16 protein-coding genes are annotated in these 18,393 nt (G+C 72.3%); 13 read left to right on the top strand and 3 right to left on the bottom strand.

Translation table 11 applies throughout. The features are described 5' to 3' along the window. Nucleotides 1-205 precede the first annotated feature (205 nt). The 10 genes from hrcA (at nucleotide 206) to ADL25_RS32835 (ending at nucleotide 11,266) form a co-directional block, all read left to right on the top strand. A complete protein-coding gene (gene hrcA / locus ADL25_RS32880) occupies nucleotides 206-1,225 on the top strand; it encodes a heat-inducible transcriptional repressor HrcA (protein WP_059131536.1) in 1,020 nt (339 codons plus the stop codon). Beyond that, the gene (dnaJ, locus tag ADL25_RS32875) at nucleotides 1,226-2,362 is read left to right on the top strand and encodes a molecular chaperone DnaJ (protein WP_059131535.1); all 1,137 of its coding nucleotides are present in this window, start codon (nucleotides 1,226-1,228) and stop codon (nucleotides 2,360-2,362) included. It abuts the gene before it with no gap. 148 nt (nucleotides 2,363-2,510) lie between these two features. After that, nucleotides 2,511-3,632: a nitronate monooxygenase gene (locus ADL25_RS32870; protein ID WP_059131534.1), complete on the top strand. Its 1,122-nt coding sequence runs from the start codon at nucleotides 2,511-2,513 to the stop codon at nucleotides 3,630-3,632. Continuing rightward, nucleotides 3,629-4,369, top strand: a complete 741-nt coding sequence (locus tag ADL25_RS32865; protein ID WP_059131533.1) for a 16S rRNA (uracil(1498)-N(3))-methyltransferase — start codon at nucleotides 3,629-3,631, stop codon at nucleotides 4,367-4,369. Before ADL25_RS32870 ends, ADL25_RS32865 begins: the two co-directional genes overlap by 4 nt. A 16-nt stretch (nucleotides 4,370-4,385) precedes the next feature. Continuing rightward, complete coding sequence (locus ADL25_RS32860) at nucleotides 4,386-4,778, top strand: VOC family protein (RefSeq protein ID WP_059131532.1); 393 nt, start codon at nucleotides 4,386-4,388, stop codon at nucleotides 4,776-4,778. A 109-nt stretch (nucleotides 4,779-4,887) separates the two neighbouring features. After that, nucleotides 4,888-5,448 carry a hypothetical protein gene (locus ADL25_RS32855; RefSeq protein WP_234381123.1) on the top strand — a complete coding sequence of 187 codons (561 nt, stop codon included), beginning with the start codon at nucleotides 4,888-4,890 and terminating at the stop codon, nucleotides 5,446-5,448. Nucleotides 5,449-5,518: 70 nt separating this feature from the next. Continuing rightward, the gene (locus ADL25_RS32850; protein ID WP_059131530.1) at nucleotides 5,519-8,758 is read left to right on the top strand and encodes a S41 family peptidase; all 3,240 of its coding nucleotides are present in this window, start codon (nucleotides 5,519-5,521) and stop codon (nucleotides 8,756-8,758) included. 223 nt (nucleotides 8,759-8,981) lie between these two features. Beyond that, nucleotides 8,982-9,335, top strand: a complete 354-nt coding sequence (locus ADL25_RS32845; protein WP_059131529.1) for a histidine triad nucleotide-binding protein — start codon at nucleotides 8,982-8,984, stop codon at nucleotides 9,333-9,335. A gap of 6 nt (nucleotides 9,336-9,341) precedes the next feature. Further along, nucleotides 9,342-10,247, top strand: coding sequence for a ribonuclease Z (locus ADL25_RS32840; RefSeq protein WP_059131528.1), 906 nt, complete (start codon nucleotides 9,342-9,344; stop codon nucleotides 10,245-10,247). A gap of 20 nt (nucleotides 10,248-10,267) precedes the next feature. Then, nucleotides 10,268-11,266, top strand: coding sequence for an adenosine deaminase (locus ADL25_RS32835; protein ID WP_059131527.1), 999 nt, complete (start codon nucleotides 10,268-10,270; stop codon nucleotides 11,264-11,266). Here ADL25_RS32835 and ADL25_RS32830 read toward each other — a convergent pair. Next, on the bottom strand, nucleotides 11,263-12,606 hold the full coding sequence (locus ADL25_RS32830; protein WP_059131526.1) for an MFS transporter: 1,344 nt from the start codon (nucleotides 12,604-12,606) through the stop codon (nucleotides 11,263-11,265). The two genes, ADL25_RS32835 and ADL25_RS32830, sit on opposite strands and share 4 nt — an antisense overlap. A gap of 213 nt (nucleotides 12,607-12,819) precedes the next feature. Continuing rightward, on the bottom strand, nucleotides 12,820-13,602 hold the full coding sequence (locus tag ADL25_RS32825; RefSeq protein ID WP_059131525.1) for an IclR family transcriptional regulator: 783 nt from the start codon (nucleotides 13,600-13,602) through the stop codon (nucleotides 12,820-12,822). 117 nt (nucleotides 13,603-13,719) lie between these two features. Here ADL25_RS32825 and ADL25_RS32820 point away from each other — a divergent pair, with 117 nt between their 5' ends. The 3 genes from ADL25_RS32820 to ADL25_RS32810 all read left to right on the top strand — a co-directional run bounded on the left by ADL25_RS32820 (nucleotide 13,720) and on the right by ADL25_RS32810 (nucleotide 17,213). Further along, nucleotides 13,720-14,682 (top strand): 5-dehydro-4-deoxyglucarate dehydratase, encoded by a 963-nt coding sequence (locus tag ADL25_RS32820; RefSeq protein WP_059131524.1) that lies wholly within the window; start codon nucleotides 13,720-13,722, stop codon nucleotides 14,680-14,682. Next, the gene (locus ADL25_RS32815; protein WP_059131523.1) at nucleotides 14,679-15,986 is read left to right on the top strand and encodes a glucarate dehydratase family protein; all 1,308 of its coding nucleotides are present in this window, start codon (nucleotides 14,679-14,681) and stop codon (nucleotides 15,984-15,986) included. The genes ADL25_RS32820 and ADL25_RS32815 overlap by 4 nt, the downstream gene beginning before the upstream one ends. A gap of 87 nt (nucleotides 15,987-16,073) precedes the next feature. Further along, nucleotides 16,074-17,213 (top strand): carbohydrate kinase family protein, encoded by a 1,140-nt coding sequence (locus ADL25_RS32810; RefSeq protein WP_181923038.1) that lies wholly within the window; start codon nucleotides 16,074-16,076, stop codon nucleotides 17,211-17,213. A 33-nt stretch (nucleotides 17,214-17,246) separates the two neighbouring features. Here ADL25_RS32810 and era read toward each other — a convergent pair whose 3' ends face one another. Next, complete coding sequence (era, locus tag ADL25_RS32805) at nucleotides 17,247-18,197, bottom strand: GTPase Era (RefSeq protein ID WP_059131521.1); 951 nt, start codon at nucleotides 18,195-18,197, stop codon at nucleotides 17,247-17,249. Nucleotides 18,198-18,393 lie beyond the last annotated feature (196 nt).

The raw sequence follows: 18,393 nt of genomic DNA, 5'->3' as shown, positions 1-18,393 counted from the left end.
CGGCGACGCCGTCCGCGGCCGCCCGGCGGGGACACCCCGGGACAGGTCGGTACACGTCGGTACGAGGGGCCGGCACACGTGGGTACGACGGCGCTGCCGCCCTTGCCGGGGGCGTACCCGACCGCCGTACACTTGCTCCGGGATGTTGGCACTCGCATGCACAGAGTGCCAGGGAAGCGCCAAGGGGACACTGGAGGTGTGCGCGATGCTCAGTGAACGCCGGCTCGAAGTGCTGCGCGCCATCGTCCAGGACTACGTGGGAACCGAGGAGCCGGTGGGCTCCAAGGCCCTCACCGAACGGCACAAGCTCGGTGTGTCCCCGGCCACCGTCCGCAACGACATGGCCGTGCTGGAGGAGGAGGGCTACATCGCCCAGCCGCACACCAGCGCCGGGCGCATCCCCACGGACAAGGGCTACCGACTCTTCGTCGACAAGCTCGCGGCCGTCAAACCGATGAGCCCGCCAGAGCGCCGCGCGATCCAGAGCTTCCTGGAGAGCGCCGTCGACCTCGACGACGTCGTCACGCGTACGGTGCGGCTGCTCGCGCAGCTCACCCGGCAGGTCGCGGTCGTGCAGTATCCCTCGCTGACGCGCTCCACGGTGCGCCATGTGGAACTGCTGTCGATGGCACCCGCACGTGTGATGCTCGTGCTGATCACGGACACCGGCCGGGTCGAGCAGCGCATGATCGACTGCCCCGCGCCGTTCGGCGAGGCGTCGCTGGCCGATCTGCGCGCCCGGCTCAACAGCCGGGTCGCCGGCCGCCGCTTCGCGGACGTCCCGCAGCTGGTGCAGGACCTGGCCGAGGCCTTCGAGGAGCCGGAGGACCGCAGTACGGTCGCTACGGTGCTCTCCACTTTGCTGGAGACACTGGTGGAGGAGACCGAGGAGCGGCTGATGATCGGCGGAACCGCCAATCTCACCCGCTTCGGGCATGACTTCCCTCTCACCATCCGCCCCGTCCTCGAGGCGCTCGAGGAGCAGGTCGTGCTCCTCAAGTTGCTGGGCGAGGCGAAGGATCCGGCCATGCGGGTGCGTATCGGTCACGAGAACGCGCACGAGGGACTCAACTCCACGTCCGTCGTCTCCGTGGGCTACGGTTCGGGCGGCGAAGCAGTAGCGAAACTTGGCGTGGTCGGACCGACCCGCATGGATTACCCGGGAACGATGGGAGCGGTACGAGCGGTGGCACGGTACGTCGGACAGATCCTGGCGGAGTCGTAAGTGGCCACGGACTACTACGCCGTACTCGGCGTGCGCCGCGACGCGTCGCAGGAAGAGATCAAGAAGGCGTTCCGTCGGCTCGCCCGCGAGCTGCACCCGGACGTCAACCCCGATCCCAAGACGCAGGAGCGGTTCAAGGAGATCAACGCCGCGTACGAGGTGCTCTCGGACCCGCAGAAGAAGCAGGTCTACGACCTCGGTGGTGACCCGCTGTCCCAGGCGGGCGGCGCCGGTGCGGGCGGCTTCGGTGCGGGTGGTTTCGGGAACTTCTCGGACATCATGGACGCCTTCTTCGGCACGGCGTCGCAGCGCGGACCGCGCTCGCGCACCCGCCGGGGCCAGGACGCCATGATCCGGCTCGAGATCGAGCTCGACGAGGCGGCCTTCGGCACGACGAAGGACATCCAGGTCGACACCGCCGTCGTCTGCAACACCTGCAACGGCGAGGGCGCCGCGCCCGGCACCTCCGCGCAGACCTGTGACATGTGCCGCGGCCGCGGCGAGGTCTCGCAGGTCACCCGGTCCTTCCTGGGCCAGGTCATGACGTCCCGGCCGTGCCCGCAGTGCCAGGGCTTCGGCACCATCGTCCCGAACCCGTGCCCCGAGTGCGCGGGCGACGGACGGGTGCGCTCCCGCAGGACGCTCACCGTCAAGATCCCCGCCGGTGTCGACAACGGCACCCGGATCCAGCTCGCGGGCGAGGGCGAGGTCGGCCCCGGCGGCGGTCCCGCCGGTGACCTGTACGTGGAGATCCACGAGCTGCCGCACTCGGTCTTCCAGCGCCGCGGGGACGATCTGCACTGCACGGTCACCATCCCGATGACGGCGGCGGCCCTCGGCACGAAGGTCCCGCTGGAGACGCTCGACGGCCTGGAGGAGGTCGACATCCGTCCCGGCACGCAGTCCGGGCAGTCGATCCCCCTGCACACCCGCGGTGTCACACATCTGCGCGGCGGTGGGCGCGGCGATCTGATCGTCCATGTCGAGGTGCAGACGCCGTCGAAGCTGGACCCCGAGCAGGAGCGCCTGCTGCGCGAGCTGGCGGCGCTGCGCGGCGAGGAGCGGCCGCAGGGGCAGTTCCAGCCGGGTCAGCAGGGGCTGTTCTCACGGCTGAAGGACGCGTTCAACGGACGGTGACCGCCGGGCGGGCGCCCGGCGCGCCGCAGGCCGGATTCCGCCGCCCGCGGACCTTCATCCATCGTCCTGATGCGTTGTTCCTTCCCCTGGCATATGCCAGGGGAAGGCCGGATTCGGACTTGTTCGGAGGACGTGACAACATGCCGTCATGTCCTCCGCGCTGACCGATCTCCTCCGTCATCCGATCGTGCAGGCCCCCATGGCGGGCGGTGTCTCCGTACCGCAGCTCGCCGCCGCCGTGACCGATGCCGGCGGCCTGGGATTCCTCGCTGCCGGGTACAAGACGGCCGACGGCATGTACCAGGAGATCAAGCAGCTCCGCGGGCTGACGAACGGACCCTTCGGTGTGAACGTGTTCATGCCGCAGCCCGAGTATCCCGGTGCAAGCACGGGCTCCACCGGAGCGGCGGGCGCCGCGCTGCCTTCCGCCGCGGCCGTGGAGGTCTACGCCAACCAGCTCGCCGGTGAGGCCGCCTGGTACGAGACCGAACTCGGCGACCCCGACAGCGGCCGCGACGACGGCTACGACGTCAAGCTCGCCGTTCTCCTCGACAACCCGGTGCCCGCCGTCTCGTTCCACTTCGGGGTCCCCACTGCTGAGGTCCTGGAGTCCCTGCGTCGCGTGGGCACGTTCACCCTTGTCACCGCGACCACCCCGGACGAGGCACGCGCCGTGCAGGAGGCGGGCGCGGACGCGGTGATCGCGCAGGGCGTCGAGGCCGGCGGACACCAGGGCACCCACCGGGACATCCAGGAGAACGACGGATCCGGCATCGGCCTGCTGGCCCTTGTGTCGCAGGTGCGCGAGACCGTGGGCATCCCGATCGTGGCGGCCGGCGGCATCATGCGCGGCGGCCAGATCGCCGCGGTGCTCGCGGCGGGCGCGAGCGCCGCGCAGTTGGGCACGGCCTTCCTCGCGACCCCCGAGTCAGGCGCCCACCCCCTGCACAAGCAGGCGCTGACCGATCCCCTGTTCGTGCGGACGGAGTTGACGCGCGCATTCAGCGGGCGCCCGGCCCGCGGTCTGGTCAACCGCTTCATGCGGGAGCACGGCCCCTACGCGCCGGCCGCGTACCCGGAGATCAACCACCTCACCGCTCCGCTGCGCAAGGCGGCCGCCGCGGCGGGCGACGCACAGGGCATGGGACTGTGGGCCGGGCAGGGACACCGCCAGGCCCGTGAGCTGCCCGCCGGGCAACTGGTGGAGGTGCTGGCGGCCGAACTGGAGGCGGCGGCGACAGCGTTGTCGAGAGGCGGTGCCGGGCGATGACGGCTCCCGTCTTCGTCGTGGACCGACTCGACGGAATCGGCCCGGAGTTCGTGCTCGACGGACCGGAGGGCCGGCACGCGGTGTCGGTGAAACGGCTGCGGCCCGGTGAGGACGTGGTCCTCACCGACGGACACGGCCGGTGGACCGAGGGCGTGGTGAAGACCGCCGAGGGCAAGGACCGGCTGGTGGTCATGGACCTCGAGTCCCTCCACGAGGAGCCTTCGCCGGCGGTGCGCATCACCGTCGTCCAGGCGCTGCCCAAGGGCGACCGGGGCGAGTTGGCCGTGGAGACGATGACCGAGGTCGGCGTGGACGCGATCGTCCCCTGGGCGGCCTCCCGGTGCATCACGCAGTGGAAGGGCGACCGCGGGCTCAAGGCGCTCGGCAAATGGCGGGCCACCGCCCGCGAGGCGGGCAAGCAGTCCCGCCGGGTGCGCTTCCCGGAGGTCGCGGACGCGGCGACGACCAAGCAGGTGGCGGAACTTCTGGCCGAGGCCGATCTCGCCGTGGTCCTGCACGAGAGCGGCGACGAGCCCCTGGCGACGGTGGACCTGCCCGCGGAGGGCCGGATCGTGCTGGTCGTCGGGCCCGAAGGAGGCGTGTCGCCCGAGGAGTTGGCGCTCTTCGGTGACGCGGGTGCGAGGGCGTTCCGGCTGGGGCGTACCGTCCTGCGTACATCGACAGCCGGAACTGCGGCGGCCGCTCTGCTGCTCGTCCGTACGGGCCGCTGGTCCTGACCCACGGGGGCGCTCCATGGAACTCGCACAGATACGACTGCTGGTCTCGGACTTCGCGGAGTGCTACCGGTTCTACGCGCAGGTCCTCGGGCTCAAACCCCAGTCGGGAGCGGTGGACGGACCGTACGAGAAGTTCAGCCCCGCCACCGGTTCGGCGGGCATCGCGCTGCAGGACCGGTCGATGATGGCCGGGGTCCTCGGCGAACTGTCCGACGAGGCCACCGGCCATCGTTCGCTCGTGGTGCTGCGGGTGGACGACCTGGACGCGTACTGCGAGCAGATCACGTCCAGGGGTGCGACCCTCCTGCACGGTCCGGCCCCCATGACCGACCGCATGCGTGTCGCCCATCTCAAGGACCCGGAGGGCAATCTGGTGGAGCTCCAGGAGTGGCTCCTGCTGCTCCCCTGACGTCGTCCGGCGCGCGGCGGCGGCACACGTTCCGTAGGAGTGAACGGGGGCGTGTACATGGCCGTATGCGCCCTGTCCCTCTGGGCCGTGGAGTGGCAGGCTGCTCTCCATGGGGGTGTTGAGACGGATTCGGCGGCGGCCGGGAGGCGGGCGGCGGCTCGCGGCCGTGACCGGGGCCGTGCTGGTCACCGCGGGCGGAGCCGTCGCGTGCCAACCCGGTGACCTGAGTTCCGCGTCGGTGGCCTACACGACCGACCAGACCGCGACCAGGCAACTGGAACGGCAGCATGTGAAGGTGCGCTGGCTGAGCTGCGTGGGCGACTACGGCAGCAGGTCCCCCGCCTCCCACCGGACGCCCGCGCCGTCCGCGAGCACCGTCGTCACCGTGGACTGCCAGGGCCAGACCGACGACAAGAGGGACATCACCGTCACGGGCAGGGTCACCCGCGCCGTCGACGGCAAGTGCGTACGCGGGAACCTCACGGCCACCGTGGGCGGCAGACGCTGGTTCCACGTCAGCGGCCTCGGCGACTGCAACGCCGCCGCCAGCCCGATCCCGCCCGTCACGTTCCGCCCGACCGCTCCCGGGCAGCCCGGGCCCACAGTCACCGTCACGAGGACGATCTGGTGCCAAGGCGATCCGACCTGCTGGCCGGTGCGGGGCAAGTGACGTCCCCCCGGGGCGGTTTCATCCGGGAAAACCCCTGTCAGGGAACGAGATCGCTGCTTAGGGTGATCCGGTGACTCAGTCCGCATCGCCCGCGTACCTCCGGTTCCCGCATCTGCACGGCGAGTTGGTCGCCTTCACCGCCGAGGACGACGTCTGGGTCGCCCCGCTCGACGGCGGCCGTGCCTGGCGGGTCAGCGCCGACAACGTTCCCGTGAACCACCCCCGCGTCTCCCCGGACGGCACGGTCGTCGCCTGGACCTCCACCCGCGACGGCGCTCCCGAAGTCCACGTCGCCCCGATCGACGGCGGCCCCTCGAAGCGCCTGACGCACTGGGGAAGCGCGAAGACCCAGGTGCGAGGCTGGACCCCCGAGGGCCAGGTGCTCGCGCTCAGCACGGCCGGTCAGGCGTCGCTGCGCCGCACCTGGGCGCGCGCCGTGCCGCTCGACGGCGGACCGGCCACCACCCTGGCGTACGGGCCCGTCGGCGAGGTCGCGTACGGGCCCGCCACGGTCCTGCTGTCCGCGCCGATGGGGCGCGAGGCCGCGTACTGGAAGCGTTACCGGGGCGGCACCGCCGGCAAGTTGTGGATCGACCGTGAGGGCGACGGCGAGTTCGTGCGGCTGCACGAGGATCTCGACGGGAACATCGAGTATCCGCTGTGGGTGGGAACGGGCGACCGGGCGAGGATCGCATTCCTCTCCGACCACGAGGGCGTCGGGGCCGTGTACTCCTCGCCGGCCGACGGGTCGGACCTGCGCCGCCACACACCGCTCGCAGGAGCGGACGAGGGCGGGGAGGGCTTCTACGCCCGGCACGCCGCCACCGACGGCACCCGGGTGGTGTACGCCTCTGCCGGTGAGCTGTGGCTCCTCGACGACCTGGACGGCGCCGAACCACGGCGGCTGGACATCCGGCTCGGCGGGCAGCGCGCGGACCTCCAGCCGTACCCCCTGCACGCGGGCCGCTGGTTCGGGACCGCCTCGCCCGACCACACCGGACGCGGCAGCGCGATCTCCGTGCGCGGCGCCGTGCACTGGATCACCCATCGTTCGGGGCCGGCCCGCGCGCTCGCCGCGGATCACGGCGTACGAGCCCGGCTGCCGCACACCTTCCGCGCCGACGGCGAGGAGTGGGTGGTGTGGGTGACGGACGCGGAGGGCGAGGACGCGCTGGAGTTCGCGCCCGCCACGGGTTTTCTGCCCGCAGCCACCCCCCGCCGGCTGGCGGCCGGGCAGTTGGGGCGGGTGCTCGGGCTCGCGGTGGCACCCGACGGCGGCCGCGTCGCGGTCGCCACGCACGACGGACGGGTGCTGCTCGTCGAGCGGGACAGCGGTGAGGTACGCGAGGTCGACCGCAGTGACGACGGAGACGCCGACGGGCTGGTCTTCTCACCCGACTCGGCATGGCTGGCCTGGTCGCACCCCGGCCCGCGGCCGCTGCGCCAGCTCAAGCTCGCCAACACGGCCGACCTGTCGGTGACCGAGGCGACCCCGCTCCGCTTCCGCGACTATGCACCGGCGTTCACGCTGGACGGCAAGCACCTGGCGTTCCTGTCGGCGCGCTCCTTCGATCCCGTCTACGACGAGCACGTCTTCGACCTGGCCTTCGTCGGCGGTTCACGGCCGCACCTGATCACCCTCGCCGCGACCACGCCGTCCCCCTTCGGGCCGCAGCGGCACGGCCGCCCCTTCGAGGCGCCCGAGAAGGACGAGACGCCCGACAGCGAGGGCGCCCCCGCCACCCGGATCGACCTGGACGGGCTCGGCGACCGGATCGTGCCCTTCCCGGTCGAGTCCGCGCGCTACTCCGGGCTGCGGGCCGCCAAGGACGGCGTGCTGTGGCTGCGGCATCCCGTGCGCGGTGTGCTGGGAGCCTCCCGCGCCACACCCGACGACCCCGATCCCAAGACCGAGCTGGAGCGCTACGACCTGGTCCAGCAGCGCATCGAGCATCTCGCCGCGGACGCCGACCGCTTCGCGGTCAGCGGTGACGGCAAGCGGGTGCTGCTGTGGACCGACGGCAGGCTCAAGGTCGTGCCGAGCGACCGCCGCGCCCCGAACGACGACGACAGCGACGCGAACATCACGGTCGACCTGTCGCGGGTGCGGCAGACCGTCGACCCCGCCGCGGAGTGGCGGCAGATGTACGACGAGACGGGCCGTCTCATGCGGGACAACTTCTGGCGGCCGGACCTCGGCGGAATCGACTGGGACGGGGTCCTCGACCGCTACCGGCCGGTGCTCGGACGGGTGGCCACGCACGACGACCTGGTCGACCTCCTGTGGGAGGTGCACGGCGAACTGGGCACCTCCCACGCGTACGTGACGCCGCCCGGCCACGGGGCCGACACGGACCGGCGGCAGGGGCTGCTCGGCGCGGACATCTCCCGCCACGCCGACGGCCAGTGGCACGTCGACCGGGTGCTGCCCTCGGAGACCTCCGACCCGGACGCACGCGCGCCGCTCGCCGCACCCGGTGTGGCCGTGCGCACCGGGGACGCGATCGTCGCGGTGGGCGGGCGGCCGGTGGACCCGGTGACGGGACCGGGGCCGCTGCTGGTCGGTACGGCCGGCCGGCCGGTGGAGCTGACGATCTCACCGGCGGGCGGCGGGGATCTGCGGCACGCGGTCGTCGTCCCGATCGCCGACGAGGAGCCGCTCAGGTACCACGCCTGGGTGGCGGACCGGCGGGCGTATGTGCACGAGACCTCGGGCGGGCGGCTCGGGTATCTGCACGTGCCGGACATGGTGGGATCAGGGTGGGCGCAGCTCCACCGGGACCTGCGGATCGAGGTCGCCCGGGAGGGGCTGGTCGTGGACGTCCGGGAGAACCGGGGCGGGCACACCTCCCAGCTGGTGGTGGAGAAGCTGGCGCGCCGGATCGTGGGCTGGGACCTCCCGCGAGGGCTGCGGGCCTACAGCTACCCCGAGGACGCCCCGCGCGGACCCGTCGTCGCCGTCGCCAACGAGTTCTCCGGATCGGACGGGGACATCGTGAACGCGGCGGTCAAGGCGCTCGGGATCGGGCCGGTGGTCGGGACACGGACCTGGGGCGGGGTCATCGGGATCGACAGCAGGTACCGCCTTGTGGACGGGACCCTCGTGACGCAGCCGAAGTACGCGTTCTGGCTGGAGGGTTACGGCTGGGGCGTGGAGAACCACGGGGTCGATCCGGACGTCGAGGTGGTGCAGGCGCCGCAGGACCACGCCGCAGGGCGCGATGTGCAACTGGACGAGGCCGTGCGCATGGCGCTGGCCGCGCTCGAGGAGCACCCGGCGAAGACGCCCCCGGAGCTGCCCCGGCTGTGAGCCTGCGCCCGCTCCGGCGGCCCGGTACGCCACCTCGCGTGGGGTCGACCGCCGTGGGTGGATCGCCGCCGTTGCGGGCCGTCCGTTGCCGTGGAGCCCCGGTCGGGCGACCGGCCCGGGGCGGCCCGCGCCTCTCCGCGGCGCAGCGCAGGGGTGGCCGTGGGCGGCGGCCGGGCGGATACCATGCCGTCGTCGTGATCAGTCGGTGTGAGGAGGCACGCACATGGCGGGAGAGCCGCAGGACGACTGCCTGTTCTGCAAGATCGTCGCGGGGCAGATCCCGGCGACGATCGTCCGGGAGACGGAGACCACCGTCGCCTTCCAGGACATCAACCCCCAGGCGCCGACCCACGTCCTGGTCATCCCCCGGGTCCACTACCGGGACGTCGCCACCCTCGCCGCCGCCGAACCGGCCGTGGCTGCCGACCTGCTCCGCGAGACCGGAGAGGTCGCCACGCAGGAGAAGCTCGAGAGCCACCGCGTCGTCTTCAACACCGGCAGCGGTGCCGGGCAGACCGTCTGGCACGCGCACGCCCACGTTCTCGGCGGCCGCGGCCTGCAGTGGCCCCCCGGTTAGGACGCCGTGTCCGTACGCGAACTGGTCGTCCTCGGCACCGCCAGCCAGGTCCCGACCCGGCACCGCAACCACAACGGCTATCTGCTGCGGTGGGACGGTGACGGCATCCTCTTCGACCCCGGCGAGGGCACCCAGCGGCAGATGCTGCGCGCCGGCGCCGCCGCCCATGACCTGAACCGGATCTGCGTCACGCACTTCCACGGCGACCACTCGCTCGGGCTGGCCGGGGTCATCCAGCGGATCAATCTGGACAAGGTGCCGCACAGGATCACCGCGCACTACCCGAAGTCGGGGCAGCACTTCTTCGAGCGGCTGCGGTATGCGACGGCCTATCGGGAGACCGTCGGGATCACCGAGGCGCCGGTCGCGGAGGACGGCGTGATCGCGACGACGGCCGCGTACATCCTCGAGGCCAGGCGTCTGTCCCACCCCGTCGATTCCTTCGGCTACCGGCTGGTCGAGCCCGACGGGCGGCGCATGCTGCCCGAGCGGCTCGCCGCGCACGGCATCAAGGGCCCGGACGTGGGCCGCATCCAGCGTGAGGGCTCCCTGGACGGAGTCACGCTCGAGGCCGTGAGCGAGGTGCGGCGCGGGCAGCGCTTCGGGTTCGTCATGGACACCCGGCTGTGCGACGGCGTGTACGCCCTCGCGGAGAGCTGCGACATGCTGGTCATCGAGTCCACCTTCCTCGACACGGACGAGCAACTGGCCGTCGAGTACGGGCACCTGACGGCAGGCCAGGCGGCCCGGGTGGCGCAGGGGGCCGGTGTGCGGCACCTGGTCCTCACCCACTTCAGCCAGCGCTATGCGGAGCCGGAGGAGTTCGAGCGGCAGGCGCGCGACGCCGGGTTCGAGGGCGAGCTGACCGTGGCCCGCGACCTGCTGAGAGTGCCTCTCCCGAAACGGGTGTGACCAGGCCGTACGATGCTTTGATGCCCCTCCCCAAAGCTGAACTGCACCTTCATGTCGAAGGCACCCTCGAGCCCGAGCTGGCCTTCGCGCTGGCCGCGCGCAACGGCGTCGAACTGCCGTACGCGGACACGGAAGAGCTGCGCAAGGCGTACGCCTTCGACGACCTCCAGTCCTTTCTGAACCTGTACTACGAGCTCATGGCCGTGCTGCGGACCGAGCAGGACTTCGAGGACCTGGCCGACGCCTACCTCGAGCGGGCCGCGGCGCAGGGGGTGCGGCACGCCGAGATCTTCTTCGATCCGCAGGCCCACCTCGCCCGGGGGGTCGCCATGGGCACGGTCGTCGAGGGGCTGTGGCGGGCGCTCGGACGCAGCGAGGAGAAGCACGGCGTCTCCACTCGGCTGATCATGTGCTTCCTGCGTGACGAGTCCGCCGACTCGGCGCTGGAGACCCTCGAGGCCGCGAAACCGTACCTGGACCGGATCGTCGGGGTCGGTCTGGACTCCGCCGAGGTCGGCCATCCGCCGGCCGAGTTCCGCGCGGTGTACGAGGCCGCCGCCGCTCTGGGACTGCGCCGCGTCGCGCACGCCGGCGAGGAGGGGCCGCCGGAGTACATCACCGAGGCCCTGGACGTGCTCGGCGTCGAGCGCGTCGACCACGGGTTGCGCTGCATGGAGGACCCGGCCCTCGTCGAGCGGCTGGTGCGCGAGCGGGTGCCGCTGACGCTGTGCCCGCTGTCCAACGTCCGGCTGCGCGCCGTGGACACCCTGGCGGACCACCCGCTGGCCGCGATGCTCGATGCCGGACTGCTGTGCACCGTCAACTCCGACGATCCCGCCTACTTCGGCGGGTACGCAGGGGACAACTTCCACGCCGTGCGCAACGTTCTCGGCCTGAGCGAGGCGCACATGCGCCGGTTGGCCCGCAACTCCTTCGTCGCCTCCTTCCTGGAGGACGACGAGGAGCGGCGGGCGCGCTACCTGTCCGAGGTGGACGCGTACGAGTTCGGCGGCCGCTAGAGGGTTCCGGGTCCCGGTGCGGCGGCGGCCTGCCGCGGCCCCGCCGTGTCGTACTCCTCTCGCGCCGTCACCGCCGCCGCGTCGAGCGGGAACTCCACGACCGCCTGCTCCGGTGCGCCGACCGGGGGCACCGCACCCGAGGGGGTGCCCGTGGTGACGGCCACCACGACGGCCGAGGTGCGACGACGGGCCGCGCCGGGCAGCAGCGGACGGCCACCGGTGTGCAGGGCGACCGCGGTCAGCGGGAGCGTGATGGCCAGCAGGCCGACGGCGAGGATCGCCCCCATCGCCGGGAAGCCCGCCCGAGCGGACAGCAGGCTGCCGGCCAGCGGGCCGACCGCCGTGCCGAGCGAGGAGGCCGAGCCCACGAGGACCGCCCAGCGGCCGCGCCGGTCGAGGGAGGCGGCGAGGCCGATCAGATACGACAGCACGATCGGGTAGAGCGTGTTCCAGGCGATCTCGCCGGTCGCGAAGGTGCCGAAGCCGGTGGCGGAGGAGCTGAGCGCGATACAGCCGGCGATGAGCGCGGTGCCCAGACCGATGGGGAGCGCGCGGCCGAGACGGGGGCCGAGTGCTCCCGCGCCGATCACGCCGAGCAGTCCGGCCCCGAGCGCGATCGCGAAGACGGCGCCGACGGTGACCTCCGTCAGATGCGCCTGGGTGAGGCCGATGCGGCCGCTGACGCCCCACAGCGAGTTCTGGGCGAGGGACCAGCACAGAATGCCGGCGGCGAGGACGATGCCGGAGCGGGTGTGGGGCAGACGGCCGCTCTCCCCGCTCCCGGGGTGAGTCGTGACGATCCGCGCCGGGGTGGACAGGCGGCCGGTCGCGGGCCACACCAGCAGCGCGGTGAGCGCGAGGGCGGCGAGCGGGAGTCCGTGGCCCGGGCCGAGCCGGGGAACCGTCAGGTAGATCACGCCGGCGAGCGCGGAGACGCCGAGCAGGCCGAGCGTGGAGGTGCGGTGCGGGTCGCGCTGCGCGGCGATGCCGGTCGCGGCGACGGTGGTCGCCGTACCGGAGCCGAACCCGCCGGCCACCGCTCCCGCGACGACCACGGGGATGCTGTGGCTGAGCGCGGCCGTGCCGTATCCCGCGGCGGCGAGCAGGAGTCCGGCACGGGCGAGCCTGCGGGGGCCGATCCGGTGGACGTGCGCGGCGAGCAGGAAGCCCGCGCAGGCCGAACCGAGCAGCAGGGCGCTGCCGATGGAGCCGGCTTCGGTGGAGGAGAGCGGAAGGCCCGAGTCCAGCCTGCCGACGGTGGTGGGCAGGAGGTACGCGGCCAGATACCCGGCCGTGAAAAGGGCGACGAGGGGCCAGGGCGGGGCGGGGCGGGAGGACACGGGCGTTCCAGGGCATACGAAAGGAGCGGCGGAAAAGCGGGGGATTGGGGCGCCGACCGTCGAACGACAGGATCGCGCGGGCAATTTGTATCAAGCACGCGGTTCAAGAAAAAAGCGCGGGGTGTGTGATCTGGGTCACTAAGGGGTTTGGTGCTGGTCGGGCCGGGTAAAAGCGGCGCCTTCTGAGAAGCGGAGACCCGGGATCGCGTTGGGTCAGCGCCAGTGCGGCGCCCCGGCTCCGCCCCGTCCGATTTCCTCGATCCGGGTCCGGATCTCCCCCATCACCGCGACGATGTGCTCCTCGTGACCGGGTGTCAGCCGGGCCACCGGCACCGAGCAGCTGATCGCGTCCTGGGCCGGCAGGTCGTAGTGGAGGGCGAAACCGAAACCGACGATGCCGGCGACGCTCTCCTCGCGGTCGATCGAGTACCCGCGCTCACGGGTCACGGCCAGATCCGCCAGCAGGGCGGCGTGGGATGTGTGGGTGTGCGGGGTGAGGGCCGCGTACGGGCCCTCCGGCAGCCAGGTGCCGGGCCGCTCCGCCAGCAGGGCCTTGCCGAGCGCACCCGCGTGCGCGGGCAGCCGCCGGCCGACGCGGCTGATCGTGCGCAGATATTCGTGCGATTCGCGCGTCGCGAGATAGGCGACGTCGGTGCCGTCGAGGCGACCCATGTGGATCGTCTCACCGAGGGCCTCCGACGCCTCGTCGAGGTACGGGCGCACGGCGCGCACCCGGGGGTCGGAGTCCAGATAGCTCGTGCCCGTCAGCAGGGCGTGGATGCCGATGCCGTAGAGCGAGCCGGTGACGTCCGTGCGGACCCAGCCCCGCGAGACGAGGGTCTGCAGCAGGGCGTACATCGAGCTGCGCGGCACCCCGAGCTGGTCCGCGAGCTCCTGCAGGCGTGCCGGACGGTCGCCCCGCGCGGCGAGTACCTCGAGCAGCTCGACCGTGCGCGCGGCCGACTTCACCTCGCGGACGCCCCCGGTGTCTGACATGCGCCGATCGTAATCCGGGCGGGGCCGTGCATGGCCCGGTCCGGATCCCGCCGTTGACGGGGCCCGTCCATGTATCTAATCTGCATTTGTATATATGGATGGCGTCTACATGAGGAGATGAGTGTGGTGGGCGGCGCCAAGGACGCGGACCCGGAGGCGGTGGCACGGAGGCTGCGGAACGGCATGGCACAGGGGGTCCTGTCGTTTCCGCTCACAAGCTTCCACAAGGACGGCTCGCTGGATCTCGACGGCTTCCGGGCCCATGTCGCCGGGCAGCTCGCCGCCGCGCCCGGCGCCGTCTTCCCGGCCTGCGGCACGGGGGAGTTCTTCTCCCTGGACGAGGAGGAGTACGGACAGGTCGTGGCCGCGGCCGTGGAGGCGGCCGGCGGACGGGTACCCGTCGTCGCCGGTGTGGGATACGGCTGGGCGCAGGCCGTCCGGTTCGCGCGGATCGCCGAGGAGGCCGGCGCGGACGCGCTGCTCGTCCTGCCGCACTACCTCGTGGCCGCTCCGCAGGCCGGACTCGTCGCGCAGCTGGAGCGGATCGCCGCCCGCACCCCGCTCCCGCTCATCGCCTACCAGCGCGGCCAGGTCGCCTTCGGCACCGAGGCGTTCCGGCGCATCACCCGCATCCCCGGCGTCATCGGGCTCAAGGACGGCCACAGCGACCTCGACCGGCTGCAGCGCCTCACCCTCGCCGCGCCCGAGAGCTTCCTGTTCTTCAACGGGGCCGCCACCGCCGAACTCCAGGCGCGTGCGTACACCGCGGTCGGCGTACCGGCCTACTCCTCCGCCGTCCACGCCTTCGCACCGGAGATCGCGACCGCCTTCTTCGCCGCGCTGCGCGACGGCGACGACAACCTGGTGAAGACGCTGCTGCGCGAGTTCTACGTCCCGCTCGTCGCCGTCCGCGACCGGGTGCCCGGGTATGCCGTCTCTCTGGTCAAGGCGGCTGCCCGGCTGCGGGGCGGTCGGGTGGGGCCCGTGCGCGCCCCGCTCGTCGATCCCTCGCCCGCCGATCTGGCCGATCTCGAGACACTGCTCGCCACCGGACTCGATCTCGTAGGAGCCGCCCTGTGACCGCCGCGACCTCCCGTGACCTCACCATCGCCGAGGTGCGCCTGACGCCGATCCTGGTCGCCGACCCGCCGCTGCTGAACACCCAGGGCGTCCATCAGCCCTATACGCCCCGGCTGATCGTGGAGGTGGTGACCGCCGACGGGACCACGGGTGTCGGCGAGACCTACGGGGACACCAAGTACCTCGAACCGGCCCGGCCCCTGGCGGACAAGCTGATCGGCCGTCCGGTGTCCGATCTCAACGGCCTGTTCGCGCTCGCCGACGACGTCGCCGTCGACGGCTCCCGGTCCGGCGGCCGGCTCGACGTCGGCGGGCTGCGCGGTGTCCAGACCGCCGACAAACTCCGCCTGTCCGTCGTGTCCGCCTTCGAGGTCGCCTGCCTCGACGCCCTCGGCAAGGCGCTCGGCCTGCCCGTGCACGCGCTGCTCGGCGGCAAGGTGCGGGACGAGGTCGAGTACAGCGCGTATCTCTTCTACAAGTGGGCCGGCCACCCGGAGGGCGTGGCGAGCGAGCAGGACGAGTGGGGTGCCGCCCTCGATCCGACCGGAGTGGTCGAGCAGGCCCGGAGGTTCAAGGAGCGGTACGGCTTCACCTCCTTCAAGCTCAAGGGCGGCGTCTTCGCGCCGGCGGAGGAGATCGCGGCGATCCGGGCGCTTGCCGAGGCTTTTCCCGGCCACCCCCTGCGGCTGGATCCGAACGGCGCCTGGTCGGTGGAGACCGCGCTGGCGGTGGCCCGCGAGCTGGGCGACGTCCTCGAGTACCTGGAGGACCCCGCCCTCGGCACCCCGGCCATGGCCGAGATCGCCGCCCGGACCCGGGTGCCGCTCGCCACCAACATGTGTGTCACCACGTTCGCCGAGATCCGGGAGGCGTTCACGAGCGGCGCCGTCCAGGTGGTCCTGTCCGACCACCACTACTGGGGCGGGCTGCGCAACACACGTGAACTCGCGGCGATCTGCCGTGCGTTCGGCGTCGGGGTGTCCATGCACTCCAACACGCACCTCGGCATCTCCCTCGCCGCGATGACCCATGTCGCGGCCACGGTGCCGGACCTCCACCACGCCTGCGACACCCACTACCCCTGGCAGGCCGAGGACGTCGTCACCGAGCGTCCCGCCTTCCGGGACGGCGCGGTCGCCGTGTCCGACGCCCCGGGGCTCGGCGTCACCCTGGACCGCGACCGGCTGGGCGCCCTGCACGAGCGCTGGCTCGGGGACGACGGCGCCCTGCGCGACCGCGACGACGGTGCGGCGATGCGCCTCGCGCATCCCGGGTGGCGCGCGCCCGCGGTGCCCCGCTGGTGAGGTCCCGGCGGCGTCGCGCCGACGCCGTCGCCCGGCGAGCCCTTTGGTGCACACTGGCTGGATCCGCACCATGTCAGGGAGCCCACCGTGACCGCGACCGCCGGAGAGGGACCGCAGCACCCCCACATCGGGGACGGGCCGCACCACCAACCCCACGTCGATCCGCTCGCCCCTCTTCGGGCGCCGGGCGATCCGTCCTGTGACGTCTACCTCACGGGGACGGTCTTCCTCGACATCATCTTCACCGGGCTCGCCTCCGCGCCGGTGCGCGGCACCGAGTCCTGGGCGCGCGGGATGGGGTCGAGCCCCGGGGGCGTGGCCAACATGGCGGCGGCGCTGGCCCGCCTCGGCCTGAAGACCTCCCTGGCCGCGGCCTTCGGCGACGACCACTACGGCGAGTACTGCTGGGACGAGCTGGAGCGGGGCGAGGGCATCGACCTGTCGATCTCCCGCCGGGTGTCCGGATGGCACTCCCCGGTCACCGTCTCCATGGCCTACGAGGGCGAACGGACCATGGTGTCCCACGGTCACGAGCCACCGCCCGAGGAGCCCGCGCCCGCCTGCCCGCCCCGCGCGCGGGCCGCCGTCGCCTCACTGACCCCGGGCAGACGCGCCCCCTGGATCGCCGAGGCGGCCAAGCAGGGCACCCGTGTCTTCGCCGACGTCGGCTGGGACGACACCGGTGCCTGGGACCTGGCGGGCCTCGCCGACCTCGAACACTGCGAGGCGTTCCTGCCGAACGCGCAGGAGGCCATGCGGTACACCGGCACCGAATGCCCCCGCGCCGCCGCGCACGCGCTGACCGAACACGTGCCGCTGGCCGTCGTCACCCTCGGCGCGGACGGCGCGTACGCCGTGGACGGCCGCACCGGGGAGACCGCCGCCGTGCCTGCGATCGCGGTCGAGGCACTCGACCCCACAGGGGCGGGCGACGTCTTCGTGGCGGGTTTTGTGACCGGCACGCTGGCCGCATGGCCGCTGGCCGACCGCCTCGCCTTCGCCGGTCTGACGGCGGCGCTCTCGGTGCAGGAGTTCGGCGGGTCGCTCTCGGCGCCCGGCTGGGCCGAGATCGCGGCGTGGTGGAGCAGGGTCCAGTCGTACGAGGACCAGGACCCGGCGGCGCTCAGCCGGTACGCGTTCCTGGAGCGGTTGGTGCCGGAGGAGTGCGTGGAGCCGTGGCCGCGGCGGCGGGCCGTGCCGACGATCGGATTCCGCAGGGCGACATGAGCGCGAGCGGCCCGCGCGACGTACGGGAAGCGCTCAGAAGCCCAGACGGCGCAGCTGCTTGGGGTCGCGCTGCCAGTCCTTGGCCACCTTGACATGGAGGTCGAGGAACACCGGGGTGCCGAGCAGCGCCTCGATGTGCTTGCGGGACTTGATGCCGACCTCCTTCAGGCGCTTGCCCTTCGGCCCGATGATGATCCCCTTCTGACTGGGCCGCTCGATGTAGACGTTCGCGTGGATGTCGAGGAGCGGCTTGTCCGCCGGGCGGTCCTCGCGCGGCAGCATCTCCTCCACCACCACCGCGATCGAGTGCGGCAGTTCGTCGCGCACACCCTCCAGCGCCGCCTCGCGGATCAGCTCCGCCACCATGACCTGCTCCGGCTCGTCCGTCAGATCGCCCTCGGGGTAGAGCGCGGGCCCCTCGGGCAGCAGCGGGATCAGCAGGTCAGCCAGCAGGTCCACCTGCTTGTTCGCGGTCGCCGACACCGGCACGATCTCCGCCCAGGTGAATCCCAGCTCCTCGCCCAGCCGGTCGATCGCGACGAGCTGTTCCGCCAGGGTCTTGGAGTCCACGAGATCCGTCTTGGTGACGATCGCGACCTTCGGGGTCTTCTTGATCCCCGCCAGCTCCTTGGCGATGAAGCGGTCACCGGGACCGATCTTCTGGTCGGCCGGCAGACAGAAGCCGATCACGTCCACCTCGGCCCACGTCGTGCGCACCACGTCGTTCAGCCGCTCGCCCAGCAGCGTCCGCGGTTTGTGCAGACCGGGGGTGTCCACCAGGATCAGCTGCGCGTCGGGGCGGTGCACGATGCCCCGCACCGTGTGCCGTGTCGTCTGCGGACGGTTCGAGGTGATCGCCACCTTCTGCCCGACCAGAGCGTTCGTGAGGGTGGACTTGCCCGCGTTGGGACGGCCCACGAAACAGGCGAAACCCGCCCGGTGGACGGCCTCGGTGGGCTCGGAGGACTGGGTGCGAACGCTCATGGCGCCCATTCTCCCTGATCCACGGAGCCCCTCCGCACGATCCGGCCCCGCCCCGGAGCCCGCGCCTTCCCGTCGAGCGCCGCCGCACCACTCAGCGTCACGGGATCATGCCCGTATGTGACCGTGAGGGGGCGCGGAAACGCAGCTGCCGGGGCCTTACGGCGGGGGCGGGCACCGCCTACGATCACGGCGTCCC

The organism is Streptomyces sp. NRRL F-5122 (assembly GCF_001507435.1).
In the GTDB taxonomy this organism is placed as follows: Bacteria; Actinomycetota; Actinomycetes; order Streptomycetales; family Streptomycetaceae; genus Streptomyces; species Streptomyces lannensis.
This window is presented reverse-complemented; position numbering and strand designations above follow the sequence as displayed.